Genomic DNA, 23,831 nt, shown 5'->3' with positions numbered 1-23,831 from the left:
TCGAAAATGCGCCTGGCCAATGTGTACATGTACGCCCGCGAATTCGTTGTTGCACCGTTAACCTGAATTGGTTCTAGCTTGATGCACTCGAATTCGGGGAGGACATTTCATGACTATTCTGCGACTGAAAGCGCTGCTGGGAGCTGGCTGCTTTTCGCTGGCTTTGATCGGGACGGCGATGAATCCGGCACATGCCGGCGGCCTGGAGCGCGGCGGTTACGATATCGATTTGCTGTTCGATCCGGCTCCGTTCGCGACCGAAGCGGAAGCGACCTATGTGATGCCGGACCGCAAGTACAAGAATGCGCGCGGCCCGGGCGGAGCCGATCTCGGTTTGGGCACCACGGCCGACGGAGCCGAGGGCTATTGGGTTCCGCGCATTGGAGCCAAGGTCCAGGTTGTGCAAGGCGTCGACTGCATGGTCGACTATTCGCAGCCCTGGGGCGCGCATACCGCGCCGGGAAATGCGTGGAACGGCGCGTTTTCGAATATCGAAACCGACATCAAGAGCGACAACTACGCAGCTACCTGCTCCTACAAGATGGACGCCGGCAAGGGCCAGCTTCGGTTCATAGGCGGTGTTTTCTACCAGAAGATCTATGGCTTCAAGGAGAACTACACAGATATCGGCTTCGGCACGATGGTCGGTCGTGTCGATCTGGAGGCCGATGGCTGGGGCTGGCGTGCGGGCGTCGCCTATGAAATTCCAGATATCGCGCTGCGCGCCAGCCTTGTCTACAATTCACAAGTGAAGCTCGACAATATCTCTGGTACTCTGAACATCGGCGGCGTCGTATCTGTACCGATTTACGGTGCGGAGGAGTCAATGCCGGATTCACTCGAATTGAAACTGCAGTCGGGCATCGCACCTGGCTGGCTCGCTTTCGGTTCGATCAAGTGGGTCAATTGGAGCGTCCTGCAAAGCGTTCCGATCTGTGCCCAGGGTACACCCTCCTCATTCTGCGTAACGAATGGTCTGGGCCAACTGACTTCACTCGACCTGATGTATCGTGATGGCTGGACTGTCACGGGCGGTATCGGTCACAAGTTCAACGATCAGTGGAGTGCCGCTGGGCAGCTTTCCTGGGATCGTGGCACGTCGCATGGCTATGGTGCACAGACCGATACCTGGACGCTGGGTGGTGGCGTTGCCTACACGCCCAGGCCGAATATCGAGGTTCGTCTGGCAGGTGCGGTCGGTGTGCTGACCAGCGGCCATTCAGGGGAGTTGGCTGGCGAGAATGGCTACATCGCCGGCACCGATGACAGCTATGACTTCGGCAACGATCTGGTCACGGCAATTTCTGGCGGTATCAAGATCAAGTTCTAACCCTTTGAGAGTTCTACAAAAAGGCCGGGGCAATACCCGGCCTTTTTCATTTGGGCGGGCCTTGCCTGCGCGCCATCAGTATAAGCTGCATTTCATATAATTCGCACCACCTTCGCCTCCCGCCGCTGTGATGTTTTGGCAACACTTTCTGAACAACCCCTGCGCTGGAAGCCGGGCTGAGGAAATTGCCCATTTCCCGCCATAAACCCGGCGCACCTCGATCTTGTCTCGGGACACGCGCCAAAAGGCTCGGCGAGGGGGCAGCCGCTCCGCCCCATTTGCAGGGAAGATGGGGCAAGGAAGAGTATGGACGCCAAAGTCATTTCCAAGGCTAAGCTCCCTAGCCGCTATGTGACCGTCGGTCCGGCGCGTGCGCCGCATCGTTCCTATCTCTATGCCATGGGTTTGTCGGCGGCCGAGATTGCGCAGCCGCTGGTCGGGGTCGCCTCCTGCTGGAACGAGGCGGCGCCCTGCAACATCTCGCTGATGCGCCAGGCGCAGGTGGTCAAGAAGGGCGTCGCGTCCGCCAGCGGCACGCCGCGCGAATTCTGCACCATCACCGTCACCGACGGCATCGCCATGGGTCACCAGGGCATGAAGTCGTCGCTGGTGTCGCGCGAGGTCATCGCCGATTCGGTCGAACTCACCATGCGCGGCCATTGCTACGATGGGCTGGTCGGGCTGGCCGGCTGCGACAAGTCGCTGCCCGGCATGATGATGGCCATGGTGCGGCTCAACGTGCCGTCGATCTTCATCTATGGCGGTTCGATCCTGCCCGGCAGCTATCGCGGCCGCCAGATCACCGTGCAGGATGTGTTCGAGGCGGTTGGCCAGCATTCGGTAGGCACCATCGATGATGCCGAACTTCTCGAAATCGAGCAGGCGGCCTGCCCGTCGGCCGGCTCCTGCGGCGCCCAGTTCACCGCCAACACCATGGCCACCGTCGCCGAGGCGATCGGCCTGGCGCTGCCCTATTCCTGCGGCGCGCCGGCACCCTATGAAATGCGCGACCGGTTCAATTTCGCCTCCGGCGAAAAGATCATGGAACTGATCGCGAAAAACATCCGGCCGCGCGACATCGTCACGCTGAAGGCGCTGGAGAATGCGGCCACCGTGGTCTCGGCCACCGGCGGTTCGACCAACGCGGCACTGCATCTGCCGGCGATCGCCCACGAGGCCGGCATCAAGTTCGACCTGTTCGACGTGGCCAAGATCTTCGAGAAGACGCCTTACATCGCCGACCTCAAGCCGGGCGGCAAATATGTCGCCAAGGACATGTTCGAGGCCGGCGGCATTCCGCTGCTGATGAAGACGCTGCTCGACCACGGCTATCTGCATGGCGATTGCATGACCGTGACTGGCCGCACTTTGGCCGAAAACATGCAGCACGTTGTCTGGAATGAGCATCAGGATGTGGTCCGCCCGGCCAACACACCCATTACCCAAACCGGCGGTGTCGTGGGCTTGAAGGGAAACCTTGCCCCCGAAGGCGCGATCGTGAAGGTCGCGGGCATGGCGGAGTTGAAGTTCTCCGGCCCGGCACGCTGCTTCGATTCGGAAGAGGAATGTTTCGAGGCGGTGACGCATCGCAACTACAGGGACGGCGAGGTTCTCGTCATCCGCTACGAAGGACCGCGCGGCGGCCCCGGCATGCGCGAGATGCTGTCGACGACGGCAGCGCTGTACGGCCAGGGCATGGGCGGCAAGGTGGCGCTGATCACCGACGGGCGCTTCTCGGGCGCGACGCGCGGTTTCTGCATCGGCCATGTCGGCCCCGAGGCAGCCGTGGGCGGCCCGATCGGACTGCTCAGGGATGGTGACGTGATCTCGATCGACGCGGTGAGCGGCACGATCGACGTGGCGTTGTCCGATAGCGAACTGGCGGCGAGGGCAAAGACGTGGAAGGCGCGCGCGACCGACTATCAGTCGGGCGCGATATGGAAATATGCACAGACGGTAGGGCCGGCGCGCGATGGCGCGGTGACCCATCCGGGCGGTGCGAAAGAAACACACTGTTATGCGGACATCTGAGTTGTTGAGGTCGTCTGTCTTTTCGGCACTGGTCGTGGCCGCCACATTTGGCGCGACCTTTGGCGCCGTGGGCCAGGCCATGGCCTTCGACGACAAGGTGTTCGACGACAAGACCGGGGTGAAGCCGCAATCCAGCCCCTGGGCGGTCTTCCAGTTCGGCTTCTCCGCCTACAAGAACGGCCACAAGGAACAGGCTGCCGAGGCCTATAAATACGCTGCCGAAAACGGCCAGATCGGTGCCACCTGGAAGCTTGCCCGCATGTATGCCGAGGGCGACGGCGTGGCGCGCGACGACTATGAGGCGTTCAAGTTCTTCTCCGAGATCGTCGACCAGGACGTCGAGCCCGGCTCGCCCGAGGAGAGTTATGTCTCCGACGCGCTGGTGGCGCTTGGCGACTATTTGCGCACGGGCATTCCCGGCAGCCCGGTCGCCGAGAACGAGGTGGCGGCCCAGGAATATTACATGCGCGCCGCCGCCAACTACCGCAATCCGAACGCGCAGTTCGAGATGGGGCAGATGTTCTTGAAGGGCGAGGGCGGCGTGAAGGCCAGTGTCAAGCAGGCCGGGCGCTGGTTCCAACTCGCCGCCGAGAAAGGCCATGCCGGCGCCCAGGCGACACTGGGCCATTTGTTGTTCCAGAGCGGCAAGATCGTTCGCGGCCTGGCGATGATGACGGCAGCGCTCGAACGCGCTTCGCCGGCTGACCAGCCCTGGATCCGCGGCATGCAGGAAGAGGCATTTGCCACCGCCGGCGAGGCCGACCGCCGCACCGCCATCTCGCTGGCCGATGATATCCTCACCAAGGGCAACAACGCGGACCAGTAGTCTCGCGGCTGCGTCAGCTTCACCAGCAGCACTCGATTTCGATCGCGATCAGTTCTCGATCGGCTCCGTCGGCACCATGCTGGGCGCCGGCGTCGAGATCGGCGTGACATGGGGGGGTGGCGCCACGGTGTTTTCCGGGCAGCTATCCCCGATCTTCGTCCATGATGTGTTGTTGAGCACCATGTCGCAGTAAGCATTCCTGGTCGGCAAATGCCGCACCGGGAGCGGCCATGGCAAATGCCAGGCCGATCGGACAAAGATGAAATCGTGCGCTCATGGAACCCCAGCCGCCATGCTGGACCGCAATGAACGGCGCGAAATGTGGCGATATGAGGTCCAGCGCCTGCGTGCCCGGCGAGGTTCTCTCAGGCCGGCTGAAGCGCGAGATCGATCGCCACCGGGACGTGATCGGACGGTTTTTCCCAGGCGCGCACGTGCTTTTCGATCGACGCGGAAGAAAACCGGTTGGCGGCTTCCGGCGACAAAAGCAGGTGGTCGATGCGGATGCCGTTGTTCTTCTGCCAGGCGCCGGCCTGATAGTCCCAGAACGTGTAGGTGTCGTGCGCGTCGGTGACCGCGCGCACCGCCTCGGTGAAACCAAGGTTGAGCAGCCGGCGGAAGGCTTGTCGCGTCTGCGGCTGGAACAGGGCGTCGCCCAGCCAGTTCTCCGGAAACCGCGCGTCGATCCGCTCGGGAATCACGTTGTAGTCGCCGGCGAGCACCAGGGCCTCCTCAAGTCTCAGCCGTTCTTCGGCCCAGCGCTCCAGCCGCGCCATCCAGGACAGCTTGTAAGGAAACTTCTTCTCGTCATCGATCGGATTGCCGTTCGGCAGATAGAGCGAGGCGACGCGCAAGGCGCCCTTGTCGGTCGAGAAAACGCCTTCGATGAAACGCGCCTGTTCATCGGCATCGTCGCCGGGCAGGCCCCGGATGACTTCGTCGAAGCGCAGCTTCGACAACAGGGCCACGCCGTTGAAACCCTTCTGGCCATGGGTTTCGACATTGTAGCCAAGCGCCTCGATCTCGGCGCGCGGGAATTGCTCGTCGACGGTCTTGATCTCCTGCAGGCAGACGATGTCGGGTGCGCTCTCGGTCAGCCAATGGGTGAGATTGCCAATGCGGGCGCGGACACCGTTGATGTTCCAGGTGACGATTTTCATGGCGGTCTCGATGCTATTCAGTTGGATTCTTGCGGCGGATGGCGTTCGACGAGGCCAATCGTATTGCCAGCCGGGTCCTTTAGGAAGGCCATCCATTCGCTTTCCCCCGCTGGACCGAACTGGCCCTCCGTGTCGCGATGGACAAGTGTTGGCGGCGCGGTGAAGGGTACGCCTGCCGCGACCGCAGAGGCATGGAAGTCATCGAGGCCGGATATGTCGAGATAGACGGTTCCGGCCGGTATGCCGTCAGTGAACAGCAGCCTGATATCGCCGGCCATGATGAAGGCGATGCCCGGCGGATCGAAGCGCGCATGAACCGCCATGCCGAGCACGTCGCGCCAGAAAGCCAGCGTGGTGTCGAGATCACGGCCAGCCGACAGCGCGATCTGACGGATCGCCCCAATGGCAGGCATTCTATATGGAGAAACTCGTGCCGCAGCCGCAGGAGGCGACGGCGTTCGGATTGCGGATCTGGAACGACTGGCCCATCAGATCGTCGACGAAATCGATCACAGAGCCGCCCATATAGACCAGCGACAGGTCGTCGATCAGCACGGTGGCGCCGTCCTTCTCGATGGCGACGTCGTCGTCGTTGCGCGTATCGACCAGGTCGAACTTGTAGGAGAAGCCCGAGCAGCCGCCGCCTTCGACCGACACGCGCAGCGCCGTCTTGCCGGCCTCGTTCGAGACAATCCTGGCGATCCGCCTGGCGGCGGCCTCGGTCATATCGACTTTCATGGCAGTCTTGGCATCAGCGCCCATGGGCGTCACCTTGCTTTCGGTTTCACATGATAGGTATGAAGCGCGAGGGGCCAAGTCAACCTGGCTAAGTCAACTGCGGCAGCATCAGCCATGACCAACGAGTTGGGCGACATCGGATTCGGCTATCGGCCGCGCGCCGCCTATGCCTGCGATCCGGCAAAGTCGCGCGGACGGCTGTTCGACGAGGTGGAAAGCCCGACGCGCACGCCATTCCAGCGTGACCGTGACCGCATCATCCATTCGACGGCGTTCCGGCGACTCAAGCACAAGACGCAGGTCTTCATCGCGCATGAAGGCGACCATTATCGCACCCGGCTGACCCATTCGATCGAAGTGGCGCAGATCGCGCGTGCCCTGGCACGGGCGCTGCGCGGCGACGAGGATCTCGCCGAGGCGGTGGCGCTGGTGCATGATTTCGGCCACACGCCCTTCGGCCACACCGGCGAGGACGCGCTGAACGAAAAGATGGCCGCCTGGGGCGGCTTCGACCACAACGCGCAATCGCTGCGCATCGTGACGAGGCTGGAGGCGCGCTACGCCGAGTTCGATGGGCTCAACCTGACCTGGGAAACGCTGGAAGGCCTGGTCAAGCACAATGGGCCGCTGACGAATGCTAACGGCAAAGGTCTGAAAGGGCCGGTGCCGCAGGCGATCCGTGATTACTCTGAACTGCACGATCTCGAACTCGACCGGTTTGCCGGCATCGAGGCGCAATGCGCGGCGATCGCCGACGATATAGCCTACAACACGCATGACATCGATGACGGCTTGAGGGCAGGGCTCTTGACGCTGGACATGCTGGAGACGGTTTCGCTGCCGGGAACGATCCTGAAAGGCGTTCGCTCACGCTATCCCTCCCTCGATGATGTGCGCACTGGCCACGAGCTGATGCGGCGGCAGATAACCGCCATGGTCGAGGACGTGATCAAGTCGACGACCGCCAATCTCGATCGCATCAGGCCGCGGAGCGCCGATGCGGTGAGGGCAGCTGGCGAGACGATGGTGGTTTTCTCGGCCGAAATGGCTGCCTTGGAGAAAGAACTGAAGGCCTTCCTGTACAAGCACCTCTACCGGCACGCGGAGGTTATGCGGGTGCGCGCGGACGCCGAGCAGATCGTCAAAAATCTGTTCGACGCCTATTTCGCCGATCCGCGCGCCATGCCGGACGGCTGGCGCGAGGGGCTGGATCGGGCCGACGACCGCATCAAGGCGCGCAGCGTCGCCGACTTCCTGGCGGGTATGACCGACACCTACGCGCTCAAGGAACACCGGCGTTTGTTTGACCATACGCCCGAATTGGGCTAGGGCGGGCTCGATTTTGCCGGCCAACGAGCCGGATTCGCTGCAAAGCCGCCAGAGCCAGACCCCAGAGTCACACAAATGAACATCTTCGCCGATTTCACCGCGCGAATCATAAAAGCCGTCGAAGCGCTTGATCTGAAAGACAAAGACGGCGTTTCGCCTGACCTGTCGCGCATTGCCGTCGAGCCGCCGCGCGACGCCAGCCACGGCGACCTGGCGACCAATGCGGCGATGGTGCTGGCCAAGCCGACCGGCCAGAACCCGCGCGCGCTGGCTGAAAGACTGGCGCAGGCGCTGCGCGACGACAAGGATGTCGCGGCGACGGAAGTGGCTGGGCCCGGTTTCGTCAATCTCAGGCTCAAGGACGGCTTCTGGCAGACACATCTGACCGCACTGCTCGGCGAGGGCCGCAACTATGGCCGCTCGACGGTTGGCGGCGGCAGGAAGACCAATGTCGAATATGTCTCGGCCAATCCGACCGGGCCGATGCATGTCGGCCATTGCCGGGGTGCTGTCGTCGGCGACGCGCTTGCCAATCTGATGGCCTTCGCCGGCTACGACGTGACCAAGGAATATGTCATCAACGACGCCGGCTCGCAGATCGACGTGCTCGGCCGTTCCGCATTCCGGCGTTACCGCGAAGCGCTGGGCGACGAAATCGGCGAGATTCCGGCCGGATTGTATCCGGGCGACTATCTCGTTCCGGTCGGGCAGGCTCTGGTCGAGGAATTCGGCCGCTCGCTGCTGCAGATGCCGGATGACGAGGCGCTGGCAATCGTCAAGGACCGCACCATCGATGCGATGATGGCGATGATCCGCGAGGACCTGGCGATGCTCAACGTTCATCACGACGTGTTCTTCTCCGAGCGCACGCTGCACGCCGACAATGCCAGGAAGATCCGCTCCGCGATCAACGATCTGACGCTGAAGGGCCATATCTACAAGGGCAAGCTGCCGCCGCCCAAGGGCGAGAAGCCCGACGATTGGGAGGATCGCGAGCAGACGCTGTTCCGCTCGACCGCGGTCGGCGACGACATGGACCGGGCGCTGGTCAAGTCCGATGGTTCGTTCACCTATTTCGCCGCCGACGTCGCCTATCTCAAGGACAAGGTCGATCGCGGCTTCGTCGACCTGATCTATGTGCTCGGCGCCGACCATGGCGGCTATGTCAAACGGCTGGAAGCCCTGGCGCGGGCGATTGCCGGCGACGAGGTGAAGCTCACTGTCCTGCTGTGCAATCTGGTCAAGCTGTTTCGCGAGGGCGAACCGGTGCGCATGTCGAAGCGCTCGGGTGACTTCGTGACGCTGCGCGAAGTGGTGGAGGAGGTCGGCCGCGACGCGATCCGCTTCATGATGCTCTACCGCAAGAACGATGCACCGCTGGACTTCGATTTCGCCAAGGTGACCGAGCAGTCCAAGGACAATCCGGTGTTCTATGTCCAGTACGCCTCGGCGCGCTGTCATTCGGTGTTCCGGCAGGCGAGCGAGCAACTGGGCGAAGCCAATTTCGACCGCAACAGCCTGGCCTCGGCCGCGGCATTGCTGACCGACGAGGGCGAGATCGGCTTGATCCGCAAGCTTGCCGAATACCCGCGGCTGATCGAGTCCGCCGCCCTTGCGCTCGAGCCGCATCGGCTGGCATTTTACCTCTATGACCTGGCCTCCAGCTTCCACGGACACTGGAACCGTGGCACGGATAATCCGGACTTACGTTTTGTTAAGGTTAACGACCGACAATTGACGCATGCCAGACTAGGGCTGGTGCAGGCTGTTTCGGACGTTTTGACGTCCGGCCTGACGTTGATCGGAGCCGCCGCGCCCACCGAAATGCGTTAGGTTTTACTAAATAACCTGTCACCTTTTGCCCACATTGCGCTGGTAAGGGCCAACCCTACGCGACGTCCATGGCGTCCGAATGAGTGCGAGTTCGGGAACAATAATGGCAGACAGAACCCAGCTGAGAGTAGCCGACAACAACGACATCGCTGACGATGATCCGTTCGCGGAACTGACCAGGATCATGGGATTCGACCCGCGCCAGCCGGTCAGGCCGCAATCGCCCGCCCAGCCGCAGGCCCCAGCCGCCGATCACGGGCTCGAAGAGGGCGATTTCGATATCGATCTCGAGAAAGAAATGATGGGCGAGTTCGGCGCTGACGACAGCGACGCCGCTCCGGTTGTTCAGGCTCATGAGCCGACCTTCGTGCTTGAGCCGGCATTCGAAGCGGCTGACGCCAGCGCGATGGACGATGAGCTTTCGGTGTCGCTCGACAACGATTTCCAACTGGACATGGCTGAGATAGACGATCACGTCGCCGGCGCCAGCCATGCGGTCGCAGCTGAAGCGGCGCCGTCCATCGAGCCGGCTTTCGCGTCTGATTTTGACGATGCCGTCGCCGGTTCGCTTGAGGACGTCTCTCCCTTCGAGGACGATCATTCGATGGCGGACGAGCTGGCCATTTCGCTCGACCAGGATCTCCGGATCGATGAGGAAGCCGAAGAGGCCCAGTACGCTGAAGAGGCCCAGTACGCCGTTGCCGACACGCCCGCTACTATCGAGCCAGTTGCCTCCGATGACGAATTCGACGATGCGGTGGCAGTCTCGCTTGAAGACGAGCTGGTGCTCGACGACCATTCGGCGGCCGAACAGTCATTCATGGCCGCCGAGCCCGTCGAGTATCCCATGCCGGAGCAGGCGGCGCGTGACGGCCATGCAATCTCCGATGAGAGCTTTGCCGGCCATTTCGACGACGCGATGGCTGATGTCGACATGGATTTCGACGTTCGCGCGGATGAGCCGAATGCCTTCGACGAGCCGCACGCGCATGATGCGCTTGTCGATATCACTGACGCGAACGGCGATATTCCCATCCCTGAAGGCATGTCGGACGATGCTTTCGACCTAAGTTTGGACGACGCGTTTGCCGAAACGGCCGAAGAGCCGGTCGCCGAGGTTGCTGCCGCTACGGTCCAGCCGGCGGCGCCAGAGGCTCATGTTGCGCCGGCGGCGCATGCCCCGGCCGCGGACGAACGGAGCCTGGAAGACGAGTTGAATGCGCTGCTGGGTGCCATGACGGCGCGCACGGCGCCGGTGGCCAGTGAGCCCGTCACGGCTCAGCCGGCTGTCGCCGCCCTGCCGCCTGTTGCCGAGCCCGCCGAGGAACCGGCCGATCTTGTCGGCGCCCTCGACTGGGATCTTGACGAACCCGCGCCTGAGCAGGACCGGCATGTTGGCACGGCCCAAGCGGCCGATGCGGATATTGACGACCTTATGCTTGATGAACTCCAGGATACGACTTGGCACACGGCTGGCGATGTCGATTTCGACGATGATGCGTTCGACGCGGCTTTGCCCAAGGATCTTGATCCGCGTGACGAAGCCGCTGACCGGGACAATTCGGCGGATTCTCTCGATTGGCTTGCGGAGCGTTCCCAACCGGCAGAGCCGACGCGTTCGTGGAGCCGCGTGACGCCCGTTCCGCAGCAGCCGTCATTCAGTGCTCAGCCTGCGTTTGCTCAGCCGGCCGCTTCGGTGGCATCCGTGGCCGCCGCGCCGGCAGTCGCCGCCATGACGTCCTACCGTTCGTCCGAGCCGGTCGAGGCCGTGGCTCCCGCTGCCCCGGTGTCGGCGCCCCAATCGCGCCAGCCTGCGCATTACGAAGACATGCCCGACGTCGAAACGGTCGATGTACCCGAGCGTGTCGTCGCGCTGGCCGACGATCTCGATATTCCCGAACTGCACTTCGAGGAAGACCAGCCGGCGTCGTCTGGCTACGACGATCTCGATGCGGAGTTCTCCAGCCTTCTCTCCGAGATGAACGCGGTGGAGGTCGCTCCTGTTCCCACGAGCAATGTGGCCAGCGCGTCTTACGATGATGACTCCTATGCCGCGGGCTTCAAGCCGGGCTATGACAGCCTCAAGCCGGCATATGACGGGGTCAAGCCGGGCTATGACGGGGTCAAGCCGGGCTATGAGCCGGAAGCGCGGACCTATGCCGCGCGGCCGATGGACATGTCCGCCCGCGCGGCGGCGCCCACGGGTTATGCCGACGCCTCCGGCTTCGACCTCGACGGCCTGCCAGGGAGCCAGCCGGTTTCGCAAGCCGATGATTTTACTGTCGATGAACTCGACTACGATCCCGAACTCGACGAGGCTATGGCTGTTCCGGGTCTCGGCGAGCGTGAGGCCGGGAGGCCGACGCGCGGACGCGGACTGTTCATCGCCGCGATTGTCGGCGCGGTCGCGGTCGCGGGCGGTCTCGGTGCCTTTGCGCTGTCCTTTGGCGGCAAGGGCGGCAGCGAAGCGCCTGTCATCGTCAAGGCCGACAACGCGCCGATCAAGGTCAAGCCGGAGAATCCGGGCGGCGCCGTGGTGCCCAATCAGGACAACAAGGTCTACGACGCGGTCAGGGGTGCCAAGCCAGCCGAGCCGGTCCAGGAAAAGCTGGTCACCAACGTCGAAGAGCCAGTGGACGTCCAGGCGAAAGATCCGGCCCGCGCCATCGACCTTTCGCCGGACCAGAATGCAGCCGCCGCTGGAACCGATGTCGGCAATGCCGCGCCGATGGCCGGCTCCGCTTCGGCCGACAACGCTTCTGCCGACAATACGGCGCCCGCGCCCAAGTCGGAGGACCGCATTGCGCAGGTGCTGCAGGATGCCGACAAGGGCACCAATGCCGATGTCGTCGCCGTTGCGCCGCGCAAGGTGAGGACCATGGTGGTCAAGTCGGACGGCTCGCTGGTGCCGCGTGAAGATCCGGCGGCGCCCGCCGCGCCGCTAGTGGCCGCTACCGAGCCGGTCGATCCGGCGCCGCAGCATGTTGCCCCGGCGGCCCAAGCCAACGCGGACCAGACCGGCACCGTGGCGCCTGCCGCCGCCCAGGCGGACGACGAGCCGGCCCTCAAGCCGGTCGCCAAGCAGAAAGCCGAGGCCCAATCGGCGAACACGCCGGCAAAGGTTCCGCTCGCGCCGCAGCGTCCGTCCGACCAGCCGGTCGATGTTGTCGGCGAGGTCAAGCCCGATCAGGTTGCGTCCATAGATCCGGCATCGACCGCGGCCGGCGGTGGCTCGTGGTCGATGCAGATCGCCTCGCAGCCGACCGTCGAAAGCGCCCAGTCCAGCTATCAGGATCTGCAGCGCCGCTATGGCAGTGTGCTTGCCGGGCGTACCGCCAACATCGTCAAGGCCGAGATCGCCGGCAAAGGCACGTTCTACCGCGTGCGCGTTCCGGCCCAGTCACGCAATGACGCGATCAATTTGTGCACCAGCTACAAGGCCGCCGGCGGCAACTGCTTCGTCTCGCGCTAAAGCCGGGGCCAACCATCAAAAGCCGGCGCGGTCCACCGCGCCGGCTTTTTTCATGGGGAAAGCAGATCCGGCGTTATCCCGGATGAGTCCCTGGCGATTCCCTTTGATCGCACAAAGCCCTAAACTGCCGACATGACCGAATCAAAATCCATGATCCTCGGCTGTGCCGGGAAATCGCTTACCCGCGAAGAAATCAATTTCTATCGCAATGAATGCCCGTGGGCCTTCATCCTGTTTGCGCGCAACATTGGCGAGACCGAACAGATCCGCGATCTGGTCGCCGAGATGCGGGACTGCATAGGGCGTCCGGACGCGCTGGTGTTCATCGATCAGGAAGGCGGCCGTGTGCAGCGCTTGCGACCGCCGCTGGCACCGAACTATCCCGCCGGTGGCGCGCTCGGCGCGCTGTGGCGCGACGATCATGATGCTGGCGCCCGCGCGGCCTGGCTGATGGCGCGGCTGCATGCCTTCGACCTGCTGCGCTACGGCATCACAGCCGATTGCCTGCCGGTGCTCGACGTGCCGATCGAAGGCGCCAGCGATGTCATCGGCGCGCGGGCCTATGGCAAGGATCCGCGACCGGTGATCGAGCTCGGCCGCGCAGCCGCGGAAGGGCTGATGTCGGGCGGCGTGCTGCCGGTCATGAAGCATATTCCGGGCCATGGACGTGCCTTTGCCGACACGCATTTCGAACTGCCGGTGGTCAATGCCTCGCTCAGCGATCTGCAGCGGCATGATTTCGCCCCGTTCAAGGAGCTTAGCCATCTGCCGATGGCGATGACAGCCCATGTCGTCTACAGCGCGATCGACCCCAACAATCCGGCGACCACCTCCGGCAAGGTTATCGACGAGATCATCCGGCGCGAAATCGGCTTCGACGGACTGCTGATGAGCGACGACACCTCGATGAAGGCACTTTCTGGGGATTTCCCGACAAAGGCGGCATCGATCCTTGCGGCGGGCTGCGATCTGGTCCTTCACTGCAACGGCGTTTTCGAGGAGATGGCCGGCATCGCATCGCGTACCACGGGGCTTGAGGGCACGTCGTTGGAGCGCGCCAAGCGGGCGCTGACCTATATAAATAACCGTGACACGGTCGAAGAAACCGAAATACGTGCCGAATTCGCCACCTACTTCGATGCGGTGGCATAGCAAAGGGAAAGTGACGGAGTGGCGGAGACATTGGAAAGCAAGGCCTCGAAGGCCGCACCGATGGACCGTCTGTGGGCCGAGAATGACGATTCACGCGTTACCGGCGACCCGTCGCTGGTTGTCGACGTGGCCGGCTTCGAAGGTCCGCTCGATCTTCTGCTGCATCTTGCCCGCACCCAGAAGGTCGATCTGGCTCGCATTTCGATCCTGGCGCTGGTCGAGCAATATCTGACCTTTGTCGAGACGGCGAGGGCGCTCAGGCTGGAGCTTGCCGCCGACTATCTGGTTATGGCGGCGTGGCTGGCCTTCCTCAAGTCCAAGCTCCTGATCCCCAAGCAGCCCGGCGACGAGGGCGAAAGCGGTGAGGAACTGGCGGCGGTGCTGCAGTTCCGCCTGAAGCGGCTGGAAGCCATGCGCGACGCCTCGGCGCGTCTGGTCAACCGCAACCGGCTCGGCCGCGATGTGTTCGCGCGCGGCATGCCGGAAATGGTCATCGTCGAAAAGCGTAACGCCTATTCGGCCTCGCTCTACGATCTCTTGACCGCCTATGCCCAGCAACGCCAGAAGCAGGCGATCAACAATGTGACGATCGCCAGGCGCGGTGTCTGGTCGCTAAAGGATGCGCGCGACATCCTGACCCGCCTGGTCGGGGCTGCAAGCGACTGGACGGCGCTGGAAAGTTTTCTGATCGCATACATGACCAGCCCCGAGGAGCGGCGCACGGCAATCGCCAGTTCTTTTGCGGCAACATTGGAACTGGTGCGCGACGGCACGATGGACGTGCGGCAGGATCAGACGTTCGCGCCGATCTACCTGCGCGGGCGCACGCAGGCAATCAAGGCAGTCGAGGTGGCATCATGAGCGAACGCGCCAACGCTTCGGTTATCCCGTTCAAGGTCGGCGATGCACCCGAAGAGGAGTCGCTTTCCCGGGATCCGGCCGAGCAGCTACAGAACCCGGCCGAGCGGCTGCATCTGGCCGAGGCCGTGCGCATGGCCGAGGCGATCGTGTTCGCCAGCGCCGAACCCGTCAGCGAAAAGCAGCTCGCGGCACGCCTCCCTGACGGCATCAACATTGCCCTGGCCATGGCCGAGCTGCAGCAGATCTATGCGCGGCGCGGCGTCAATCTGGTGCGTGTCGGCGACGCCTGGGCGTTCCGCACCGCCGGCGACCTGGCTTTCCTGATGAGCCGCGATACCGTTCAGCAAAGGAAGCTCTCCCGCGCGGCTCTCGAAGTGCTGGCGATCATTGCCTATCACCAGCCGGTGACGCGCGCCGAGATCGAGGACATCCGGGGCGTCGAAACCTCGAAAGGCACGCTCGACACGTTGCTGGAAACGGAATGGGTGCGCATGCGCGGCCGGCGAAAGACGCCCGGACGCCCTGTGACCTACGGCACGACGGAGACCTTCCTCGACCATTTCGCGCTGGAAGAGATCCGCGATCTTCCTGGCATGGAGGAACTGAAGGGGGCTGGACTGCTTTCGGGCCGCATGCCGTCGAATTTCTCCATTCCGCAGCCGCCGGCCGATCCCGACGCATTGACCGACGACGAGGATGCGCTGACCGACATCGATCTCGAGGAACTCGGCCTGCTGACGCCGCGCGTCACGGAAGATTGACTGGCATTGGCGGCCAACTTGATGAGGATGCGCGGATTCGTAGCGGGCGTTCCCGTCGAAAATGCGTGACATCCGTCACCCTTTCATAAACTCTGTCGCAGTTGTGTTTGAATCCCAACGCGAAAACGCATAGATCATCGCCAGGGAAAACATTCGAGAGAGATTTGCTATGGGTTCATTTTCGATTTGGCATTGGCTGATCGTGCTGGTGATCGTGCTTTTGGTGTTCGGCCGCGGCAAGATTCCCGAGCTGATGGGCGACATGGCCAAGGGCATCAAGAGCTTCAAGAAGGGCATGGCCGACGACGAGGTTGCCGAAGACAAGCGCACCGTCGAACATCGTGCCGACGAGACCGTTGCGGCCGCGAAGGAAAAAGCCAGCAAGAGCTGAGCCCAAGGTTCTAGTCGGAACAGAGTGCCATGTTTGAAGTCGGCTGGACCGAAATGCTGGTCATCGCGATCGTCATGATCGTGGTCGTCGGACCCAAGGATTTGCCCAATATGCTGCGCACCTTCGGCCGCACGACGGCGAAGCTGCGCGCCATGGCGTCCGATTTCCAGAAACAGTTCAACGAGGCGCTGAAGGAAGCCGAGCTCGACGACGTCAAGAAGTCCGTCGACGAGCTCAGGGGCATGAGCCCGATGGCTGAGATCAGGAAGCAGCTCAATCCGTTCGAACAGGCCGCGGCCGACGTTCGCTCCGGCGTCGATGCGGCGATGAAGCCGAAGCCGGCAGCCGATCCGGCAAGCTCTGTCGCTTCGACCCCGCAAACGGCCGAGCCGTTGAAGAACGGTGCAACGACCATGCCTGGCGTCAACGGGCCGGAAGCAGCGCCAGCAGCGCCGGTTTTTCCGGCAATGACCGACGAATCGGTGGTGACCTCGTCAGCGCCGGCGGAACCCGTTGCGGCGCCGAAGGCGTCCGCGGCGAAGAAACTAATCAAGCCTGCACCGGCAAAAGCGACGCCGGCTGCAAAAGCTTCGGCAAATGGCGCTAAGGCTCCTGTGCCCGCGAAAACAGTCACCGCGAAGGCAGCGTCTGCGTCCAAGACGCCGGCGAAGGCCGTGACGACGGCACAGCCTGAAACGCCCAGGGCCAAGACGCCCGCTGCGGCCAACGCTGTCGCGGCCAAGACTGTAGCGACCAAGACTGTAGCGACCAAGATGGGGGCGAAAGCCGAACCGAAGCTTGCAGCGGTGAAGAAGCCGGTGGCCAAGAAGACGGCTGGAGCCGCCAAGTGAGCGTTTCGGACACCGAAAAGGACGAGATCGAGAAATCGTCGGCGCCGCTGATGGAGCATCTGATCGAGTTGCGCCGGCGGCTGATCTGGTCGCTGGGCGGCTTCTTCGTTGCCTTCCTGGTCTGTTTCTTCTTCGCCAAGAAACTGTTCAACCTCCTGGTCGTGCCGTTCAAATGGGCGACGCAATGGGCAGGGCTCGATCCGCACAAGGTCGAGCTGATCTACACGGCGCCGCAGGAATTCTTCTTCACCCAGGTCAAGCTCGCCATGTTCGGCGGCATGGTGATCGCCTTTCCGCTGATCGCCACGCAGATCTACAAGTTCATCGCGCCCGGCCTGTACAAGAACGAGCGCAACGCCTTCCTGCCGTTCCTGATCGCATCGCCGATCCTGTTCCTGATGGGCGCATCGCTGGTCTATTTCTTCTTCACGCCGATGGTGATGTGGTTCTTCCTCGCCATGCAGCAGGCCGGCACCGACGATCAGGTGCAGATTTCGCTGCTGCCGAAAGTGTCGGAATATCTCAGCCTGATCATGACGCTGATCTTCTCCTTCGGCCTGGTGTTCCAGCTGCCGGTGGTGACCAGCCTGATGACACGGGTCGGCATGCTCTCGTCCAAGGGACTGGCCGAGAAGCGCAAATGGGCGATCGTCATTGCCTTCGTCGTCGCGGCGATACTGACGCCGCCCGATCCGATGAGTCAGATCGGCCTGGCCATCCCGACCATCCTTCTCTACGAGGTGTCCATCTGGGCTGCCCGGCTGATCGAGCGCGATCGGGAAAAGCAGCGCGTGGCACGCGAGAAGCAGGACGCGGCGGAAGAGGTGGCGGACAAAGCACCGGACGAGCCCCCGGCACCTGCCTCCTCATAGGCGACAGAGCGGCTGCAGCGGCGGAAAAACACAGTCGTCGCCCCGTCCCCTTGCATCGATCTCGGATGCGGTTTACGCCCTCTGGCTGAAACGCATCGCACTCAAAGCGATGCGTTTCAGTTTTGTTTTGAGCATGTCGTTGTCCCAAATCGCTGTGCACTTTTGGGCGACATGCTACCCAGGAGCGTTTCAAACCATGCTTGACATCAAATGGATTCGCGACAACCCGAAGGCCCTTGTCGAGGCGCTGGTGAAGCGCTCGTGGTCGGCCGGTGAGGCGCAGTCCATGGTCGACGGGCTGATCGCCTCGGACGAGGCCCGGCGCGAGCACGTCACCGAGCTGCAGACCAAGCAGGAGCGCCGCAATGCCGCGTCGAAGGAGATCGGCAACGCCATGCGTTCGGGCGATGCCGCCTTGGCCGAGAAGCTGAAAGCCGAAGTCGGCGAGATCAAGGTCTTCATCCAGAACGGCGAGGCGCGCGAACGCGAGCTCGACAAGGCGCTGACCGATGCGCTGGCGGTGCTGCCCAATGTGCCGTTCGACGACGTGCCTGTCGGCAAGGACGAGCACGACAATGTCGTCAAGCACCTCGTCGGCAAGGTGCCGACGCGGCCGAACTGGGTGAAGGAGCATTTTGAGATCGGCGAAGCGCTCGGCATGATGGATTTCGAGCGCGCGGCAAAGCTGTCGGGCTCGCGCTTTACGGTGCTGAAAAGCGGACTGGCCCGGATGGAACGTGCGCTCGGCCAGTTCATGCTGGACCTGCATACGACCGAACATGGCTACGAAGAAGTCATCCCGCCGTTGATGGTCAAGGACGATGTTCTGTTCGGCACCAACCAATTGCCGAAGTTCGAGGACGATCTGTTCTTCACGCCGCACGGGGAGGGCAGGCTTGGCCTGATTCCCACCGCCGAGGTCCCACTCACCAATCTGGTGCGTGAGGAAATCACCGCGCATGAAAAACTGCCGCTGCGCTACACCGCGCTGACGCCGTGCTTCCGCTCGGAAGCGGGTTCGGCCGGGCGCGACACGCGCGGCATGCTGCGCCAGCATCAGTTCTACAAGGTCGAGCTGGTGTCGATCACGGACCAGGAATCGTCACTTGCCGAGCACGAGCGGATGACGCAATGCGCCGAGGAAGTGCTGAAGCGGCTCGGCCTGCCGTTCCGCACCATGACGCTGTGCACCGGCGACATGGGCTTTGGCGCGCGCAAGACCTACGACATCGAGGTCTGGCTGCCCGGCCAGAACGCCTATCGCGAGATCTCGTCCTGCTCGGTGTGCGGCGATTTCCAGGCGCGCCGCATGGACGCGCGCTACAAGGACAGAGACGGCAAGGGCAACCGCTTCGTCCACACCCTCAACGGCTCGGGCACAGCCATTGGCCGCGCGCTCATCGCCGTCATCGAAAACTACCAGAACGAGGATGGCAGCGTAACCATTCCTGAAGTGCTGCGGCCTTACATGGTCGGCCTGGAAAAGATCGAAGCGAAATAATGCGTATCCTCCTGACCAATGACGACGGCATTCATGCCGAGGGCCTGGCGTCGCTCGAACGGGTCGCGCGCACGCTGTCCGACGATGTCTGGGTGGTGGCGCCCGAGCAGGACCAGTCCGGCTACGCGCATTCGCTGTCGATCTCGGAGCCGCTGCGGCTGCGCAAGATCGGCGAGAAGCATTTTGCCGTGCGCGGCACGCCGACGGATTGCGTCATCATGGGCGTCAAGAAAATCCTGCCTGGCGCACCCGACCTGATCCTGTCCGGCATCAATTCGGGCGCCAATATCGCCGATGACGTCACCTATTCGGGCACCGTCGCCGGCGCCATGGAAGGCGCGCTGCTCGGTATCCGCTCGATCGCGCTCAGCCAGGGCTACAGCTATGTCGGCGAAGATCGCGTCGTGCCCTACGAGACGACAGAGGTGCTGGCGCCGGCGCTGCTGAAGAAACTTGTCGCGACGCCGTTGCCGGACGGCGTGCTGCTCAACGTCAATTTTCCCAATTGCACGCCCGAAGAGGTCGCCGGCACGGTGGTCACCACGCAAGGCAAGCTCGTGCACTCCCTGTGGGTCGACGAGCGCCGCGACGGGCGCGGCCTGCCTTACTACTGGCTGCGCTTCGGCGGCGAGCCGGTCGAGGGCAAGCAAGGCACCGATCTCTACGCCTTGCGCAACAGGCTGGTGTCGGTGACGCCATTGCAGCTCGATCTGACCGCGCATGAAATCCGTGACCAGCTGAGCAAGGCGCTTGCATGAACCAGGGGATCGATGATCGCGAAGGCTTTGCCGCCTTTCTGCTGCGCCTGCGTGGCCGGGGGACTGTGCCGAAGGCGCTGATCGCTGCCTTCGAGGCGACGCCGCGGCGCGGCTTCCTGGCGGCCCAGTTCCATCAGATCGCTTGGTCGGACCGCATGCTGCCGATCGAATGCGGCGAGGCGATCGAAGGCGCCGACATGCAGGCGGCGGTGATCGCGGCGCTCGCCATCGAGCATGGCAACCGCGTGCTCGAGATCGGCACGGGCTCGGGTTACACCTCGGCGGTGATGTCGCGGCTGGCCGGGCGGGTCATCACCACCGATCGCTACAAGACGCTCGCCGAGCAGGCGCGGCAGCGCTTCGAGGCGCTCGGCATCGGCAATGTGATCGTGCGCCACACCGATGGTTCCGGCGGGCTGCCGAATGAAGGGCCATTTGACCGCATCGTCGCCTGGGCTGCCTTCGACAGCCTGCCGCGCTTCCTGCTCGACCAGTTGTCGAGCGGCGGTATCGTCATCGCTCCGATCGGCCCTGAAGAGGGCGAACAGGTGCTGGCCAAGCTGACCAAGGTCGGCAGCCGCTTCGAGCGTGAAGACATCGGCCTCGTTCGCCTGCAGCCGATCCTGCGCGGTGTCGCCGCTATCATCTAGCCCGTATGTCGATGTTCGGCTGCGTCGCGCGCCCGTCTTCGACCCCGGTTGGCCTGACCTGAAAATCTCCCCTCAGCTCGCTCTCTAATATTTTAAGAAAAATTGCGTCGGATTCCATGGGGTTAACCGTCGAGTAACATTAACGCGCTTTAATCATGCCTAGTTTGTACCGGGTATGTGCGGGTTAGTGCGATGCAACTCAGTGTTTTGAAGACAAACGGTCGCAATCTGGCGCGAGGCTGCGCCATACTGATGGTCGCGGGTGCTGCTGCGGGGTGCAGTTCCCAGGTTTCGCGGTTCAATGGCGTCGACGACGTCTTTACATCCTCGACCAACAATCAGCGCGCCATCATCAGCAAGCAGGATGCCGTACAGCAGCCCTATCCGGGCGATGTAGCCGCGGCTCCGATCGATGGCAGCCATACACAATCGGTCAGCCGCTCCAGCCTCGAGCCGGTCTCGACGCGGCCGCTGCCGCCGCCCGTTGCCCAAGCGCAGCAGGCGCCGGCATCGAAGCCGGTGCGCACCGCATTGGCCCCGGCACCGCATGTCGACAGGACCACGACCGGCACCGTTGCTCCGGCGGCGTCGCCTTTCAAGGTTTCGCAACCTGACGAACCCCGCGTGGCTGCTTCCGGCACTCCGCATGCAACCGAGATCGTCGTCAGGGACGGCGAAACGATCGGCGGCCTGGCGCAGCGCTACAAGGTGCCGTCCGACGTGATCATGAAGGTCAACGGGCTGAGCGCGACCAAGGGGCTGAAGACCGGCCAGAAGCTGGTCATCCCGGCCTACGCCTATTCGAGCAAGAGCGAGCCGAAGCTCGCCGACGCCAAGCCGGCGAAAGACACCAAGCACAACCTGCCGGCCACTGCGCCGGACAAGGTCGCCGTCCTGCCGCAGCAGCCGAAGCCTAGGGAGGGCAAGTCCGCCGCTCAGGTCGACACGTCGGCCGCCGCGAGCCAGCCCAAGGAGCCGAAGCCGCAGGTGGCCGCGGCCAAGGCGACCAATGCAGCTGGCACCTATACGGTCCAGTCGGGCGACACGCTTTCTTCGATTGCCAGAAAGACCGGTGTCGGCGTCGTTGCCATCAAGCAGGCCAACGGCATGCAGGATGGCTTGCTCAAGATCGGCCAGACCCTGAAGGTGCCGGCCGATGGAACCGCGACCGTCGCCGCCGCCAAGCCGGCCAAGGTCGATCCGGTGACGACGGCCACGACGCAGCCCGCGGCAAAGACCACGCCGTCGGAAACGCTGGCGTCCTACACACCGCCGAAGAAAGATTCGAAGGTCATCCAGCAGGCCGAGGCCGACGATGCCGTCGCGCCGGACGCCACCGGCATCGGCAAGATGCGCTGGCCGGTGCGCGGCCGCGTGATCTCCGGTTTCGGCTCCGGCAAAGACGGCGTTGACATCGCCGTACCCTCTGGCACTCCGGTCAAGGCAGCCGAAAACGGCGTTGTCATCTATGCCGGCGACGGCCTCAAGGAATTCGGCAACACGGTGCTGGTGCGCCACGAGAATGGCCTGGTCACCGTCTACGGCCACGCCAGCTCGATCGAGGTGCAGCGCGGCCAGAAGGTCAAGCGCGGCCAGGAAATCGCGCTGTCGGGCATGAGCGGCACGACGGACTCGCCGAAGCTGCACTTCGAAGTGCGCAAGAACTCCGCCCCGGTCGATCCCTCGGGTTACCTCGAATAGAAGAAAAAAAGCAATTTGCGGGCCGTCTTACCTCCAGTCCGGCCCGCCGGCTCAGCCCGTTCCGCAAGGAGCGGGCTTTTTCAGTTGTTTTTCACCGACTTAGTCCCTCAGCGGTCTACCGAGCCGTCCAGCCAGATCCTGGGTGAATTGCCAGGCGACGCGGCCCGAGCGGCTGCCCCGCGTCGTCGCCCATTCCAGTGCTTCGGCGCGCAGTTGCTCGGGATCCATGACAAGGCCATGGTGCCTGACATAGCCGTCGATCATGTCGAGATATTCGTCCTGCGAACATTTGTGGAAGCCGAGCCACAGCCCGAACCGGTCGGACAGCGATACTTTTTCCTCGACCGCCTCGGACGGGTTGATGGCGGTCGAGCGCTCATTGTCGATCATGTCGCGCGGCAGCAAATGGCGGCGGTTCGAGGTGGCGTAGAAGATGACATTGACTGGCCGACCCTCGACGCCGCCTTCGAGCGCTGCCTTTAGCGATTTGTAGGAGGTGTCGTCATGGTCGAAGGAGAGGTCGTCGCAAAACAGGATGAAGCGGAAGGGGGCCGCCTTGAGCAGGCCCATCAGCTTCGGCAGCGTGTCGATGTCCTCGCGGTGGATTTCGATCAGCTTCAGCGGCAGGTCGGACTTGGTCCTGGCGTTGATCTGCGCATGCACGGCCTTGACCAGCGACGATTTGCCCATGCCGCGCGCGCCCCACAACAACACATTGTTGGCTGGATACCCGGCGGCGAAGCGTTCGGTGTTGTCGACAAGGATGTCGCGGACACGGTCGACGCCACGGATCAGGTCGATGTCGACGCGATTGACCTTGCGCACCGGCTCCAGATAGCCCGGATCGGCCTGCCAGACGAAACAATCGGCCTCGCCGAGGTCGGTTTGGGGCACCGGCGGCGGGGCAAGGCGGCTCACCGCCTCGATCAGCCGGTCGAGTTTCTGGTTCAGGGCTTCAATGCTGCTGTCGGTCATGACTGTCTTTTGTTTTCGCGTTTTTGATGTCTGGGGGCGTGAAGCTGCCCGATTCCGCCTGATACAAAACCGGTCGCAACCTTTTGTTAGAGCATAATCTTTTGCGGAAACCGGCTCGCGCTTTTCGCGATCATGCTCTAACACGGCTCAACAGGCCGGAAAAGCAGCCGATTTGGCCGGCCGCGCAGTTGCATTGACAACTTTACCGACTATATTCCGGCCAAATTTCAAGGGCCGCCAAATTGGCGGCTGTTTTCAAAATTCAGGAGTACCTCGATGTTCGTGACACCGGCATACGCCCAAGGCGTCGGCGCTTCTCCAGACATGTTCATCAGCATTTTGCCATTTGTCCTGATTTTCGTGATCATGTATTTTCTGATCATCCGGCCGCAGCGCACGCAGCTGAAGAAGCGCGGCGAGATGCTGGCGGCTGTCCGTCGCGGCGACACGGTCGTCACCGGCGGCGGCTTCGTCGGCAAGGTGACCAAGGTGATCGACGACAATGAGCTCGAGATCGACCTCGGCAATGGCTTGAAGGTGACGGCGCTGCGCTCGACGATCGCCGATGTGCGCGTCAAGGGCGAGCCGGTGGCCAACCAGAACGCCAAGAAATAATCCAATTTTAGGCGGAGCGATCCG

22 protein-coding genes are annotated in these 23,831 nt (G+C 62.9%); 17 read left to right on the top strand and 5 right to left on the bottom strand.

Translation table 11 applies throughout. The annotated features are described in order from the left end of the window. Nucleotides 1-109: 109 nt before the first annotated feature. The 3 genes from NKJ67_RS13080 to NKJ67_RS13070 all read left to right on the top strand — a co-directional run bounded on the left by NKJ67_RS13080 (nt 110) and on the right by NKJ67_RS13070 (nt 4,187). Complete coding sequence (locus tag NKJ67_RS13080) at nt 110-1,330, top strand: outer membrane protein transport protein (protein ID WP_352581564.1); 1,221 nt, start codon at nt 110-112, stop codon at nt 1,328-1,330. 306 nt (nt 1,331-1,636) lie between these two features. Beyond that, nucleotides 1,637-3,361, top strand: coding sequence for a dihydroxy-acid dehydratase (ilvD, locus tag NKJ67_RS13075; RefSeq protein WP_352581563.1), 1,725 nt, complete (start codon nt 1,637-1,639; stop codon nt 3,359-3,361). Further along, complete coding sequence (locus NKJ67_RS13070) at nt 3,348-4,187, top strand: tetratricopeptide repeat protein (RefSeq protein WP_127270686.1); 840 nt, start codon at nt 3,348-3,350, stop codon at nt 4,185-4,187. The genes ilvD and NKJ67_RS13070 overlap by 14 nt, the downstream gene beginning before the upstream one ends. Before the next feature lie 48 nt (nt 4,188-4,235). Here NKJ67_RS13070 and NKJ67_RS13065 read toward each other — a convergent pair whose 3' ends face one another. From NKJ67_RS13065 to erpA, 4 genes are all read right to left on the bottom strand, one after another. After that, on the bottom strand, nt 4,236-4,397 hold the full coding sequence (locus NKJ67_RS13065) for a hypothetical protein (protein ID WP_352581562.1): 162 nt from the start codon (nt 4,395-4,397) through the stop codon (nt 4,236-4,238). Nucleotides 4,398-4,552: 155 nt separating this feature from the next. Then, entirely contained in the window at nt 4,553-5,347 is a 795-nt protein-coding gene (xth, locus tag NKJ67_RS13060; protein WP_127270660.1) for an exodeoxyribonuclease III, read from the bottom strand. Nucleotides 5,348-5,364: 17 nt separating this feature from the next. Next, nucleotides 5,365-5,760 (bottom strand): VOC family protein, encoded by a 396-nt coding sequence (locus NKJ67_RS13055; protein ID WP_127329517.1) that lies wholly within the window; start codon nt 5,758-5,760, stop codon nt 5,365-5,367. Between the two features lies 1 nt (nt 5,761). Then, a complete protein-coding gene (gene erpA, locus NKJ67_RS13050) occupies nt 5,762-6,109 on the bottom strand; it encodes an iron-sulfur cluster insertion protein ErpA (protein ID WP_127270656.1) in 348 nt (115 codons plus the stop codon). 90 nt (nt 6,110-6,199) lie between these two features. On the opposite strand from erpA, the gene NKJ67_RS13045 reads away from it, so the two are divergent. The 13 genes from NKJ67_RS13045 (at nt 6,200) to NKJ67_RS12985 (ending at nt 22,217) form a co-directional block, all read left to right on the top strand. Continuing rightward, nucleotides 6,200-7,414, top strand: a complete 1,215-nt coding sequence (locus NKJ67_RS13045; RefSeq protein ID WP_127270655.1) for a deoxyguanosinetriphosphate triphosphohydrolase — start codon at nt 6,200-6,202, stop codon at nt 7,412-7,414. 75 nt (nt 7,415-7,489) lie between these two features. Continuing rightward, complete coding sequence (gene argS / locus NKJ67_RS13040; protein ID WP_352581560.1) at nt 7,490-9,247, top strand: arginine--tRNA ligase; 1,758 nt, start codon at nt 7,490-7,492, stop codon at nt 9,245-9,247. A gap of 103 nt (nt 9,248-9,350) precedes the next feature. After that, nucleotides 9,351-12,719 carry an SPOR domain-containing protein gene (locus NKJ67_RS13035; RefSeq protein WP_352581559.1) on the top strand — a complete coding sequence of 1,123 codons (3,369 nt, stop codon included), beginning with the start codon at nt 9,351-9,353 and terminating at the stop codon, nt 12,717-12,719. Nucleotides 12,720-12,851: 132 nt separating this feature from the next. Further along, nucleotides 12,852-13,871, top strand: coding sequence for a beta-N-acetylhexosaminidase (gene nagZ, locus NKJ67_RS13030; RefSeq protein WP_352581557.1), 1,020 nt, complete (start codon nt 12,852-12,854; stop codon nt 13,869-13,871). A gap of 60 nt (nt 13,872-13,931) precedes the next feature. Then, nucleotides 13,932-14,732 (top strand): segregation and condensation protein A, encoded by an 801-nt coding sequence (locus NKJ67_RS13025; protein ID WP_050596706.1) that lies wholly within the window; start codon nt 13,932-13,934, stop codon nt 14,730-14,732. Further along, nucleotides 14,729-15,493, top strand: a complete 765-nt coding sequence (scpB, locus tag NKJ67_RS13020) for an SMC-Scp complex subunit ScpB (RefSeq protein WP_127267597.1) — start codon at nt 14,729-14,731, stop codon at nt 15,491-15,493. Before NKJ67_RS13025 ends, scpB begins: the two co-directional genes overlap by 4 nt. Nucleotides 15,494-15,662: 169 nt before the next feature. Further along, on the top strand, nt 15,663-15,884 hold the full coding sequence (locus NKJ67_RS13015; protein ID WP_023812188.1) for a twin-arginine translocase TatA/TatE family subunit: 222 nt from the start codon (nt 15,663-15,665) through the stop codon (nt 15,882-15,884). A 29-nt stretch (nt 15,885-15,913) separates the two neighbouring features. Continuing rightward, nucleotides 15,914-16,735 carry a Sec-independent protein translocase protein TatB gene (tatB, locus tag NKJ67_RS13010; protein WP_256747577.1) on the top strand — a complete coding sequence of 274 codons (822 nt, stop codon included), beginning with the start codon at nt 15,914-15,916 and terminating at the stop codon, nt 16,733-16,735. Further along, entirely contained in the window at nt 16,732-17,607 is an 876-nt protein-coding gene (tatC, locus tag NKJ67_RS13005) for a twin-arginine translocase subunit TatC (protein ID WP_127320714.1), read from the top strand. The genes tatB and tatC overlap by 4 nt, the downstream gene beginning before the upstream one ends. A gap of 196 nt (nt 17,608-17,803) precedes the next feature. Beyond that, nucleotides 17,804-19,108, top strand: a complete 1,305-nt coding sequence (serS, locus tag NKJ67_RS13000) for a serine--tRNA ligase (RefSeq protein WP_352581556.1) — start codon at nt 17,804-17,806, stop codon at nt 19,106-19,108. After that, nucleotides 19,108-19,866, top strand: a complete 759-nt coding sequence (gene surE / locus NKJ67_RS12995) for a 5'/3'-nucleotidase SurE (protein WP_023812184.1) — start codon at nt 19,108-19,110, stop codon at nt 19,864-19,866. Before serS ends, surE begins: the two co-directional genes overlap by 1 nt. Further along, entirely contained in the window at nt 19,863-20,516 is a 654-nt protein-coding gene (locus tag NKJ67_RS12990; RefSeq protein WP_352581555.1) for a protein-L-isoaspartate(D-aspartate) O-methyltransferase, read from the top strand. Before surE ends, NKJ67_RS12990 begins: the two co-directional genes overlap by 4 nt. A gap of 192 nt (nt 20,517-20,708) precedes the next feature. Further along, complete coding sequence (locus NKJ67_RS12985) at nt 20,709-22,217, top strand: peptidoglycan DD-metalloendopeptidase family protein (protein ID WP_352581554.1); 1,509 nt, start codon at nt 20,709-20,711, stop codon at nt 22,215-22,217. 99 nt (nt 22,218-22,316) lie between these two features. Here NKJ67_RS12985 and NKJ67_RS12980 read toward each other — a convergent pair whose 3' ends face one another. Next, on the bottom strand, nt 22,317-23,192 hold the full coding sequence (locus NKJ67_RS12980; protein WP_352581553.1) for an ATP-binding protein: 876 nt from the start codon (nt 23,190-23,192) through the stop codon (nt 22,317-22,319). Nucleotides 23,193-23,468: 276 nt separating this feature from the next. Between NKJ67_RS12980 and yajC the strand changes: the two genes are divergently transcribed. Then, nucleotides 23,469-23,807: a preprotein translocase subunit YajC gene (gene yajC, locus NKJ67_RS12975; RefSeq protein ID WP_127270542.1), complete on the top strand. Its 339-nt coding sequence runs from the start codon at nt 23,469-23,471 to the stop codon at nt 23,805-23,807. Nucleotides 23,808-23,831 lie beyond the last annotated feature (24 nt).

It is taken from the genome of Mesorhizobium sp. M0088 (genome assembly GCF_040322895.1).
Lineage (GTDB): Bacteria > Pseudomonadota > Alphaproteobacteria > Rhizobiales > Rhizobiaceae > Mesorhizobium.
The sequence above is the reverse complement of the archived record's forward strand: the minus strand, read 5'-3'. Positions and strand labels throughout refer to the sequence as shown.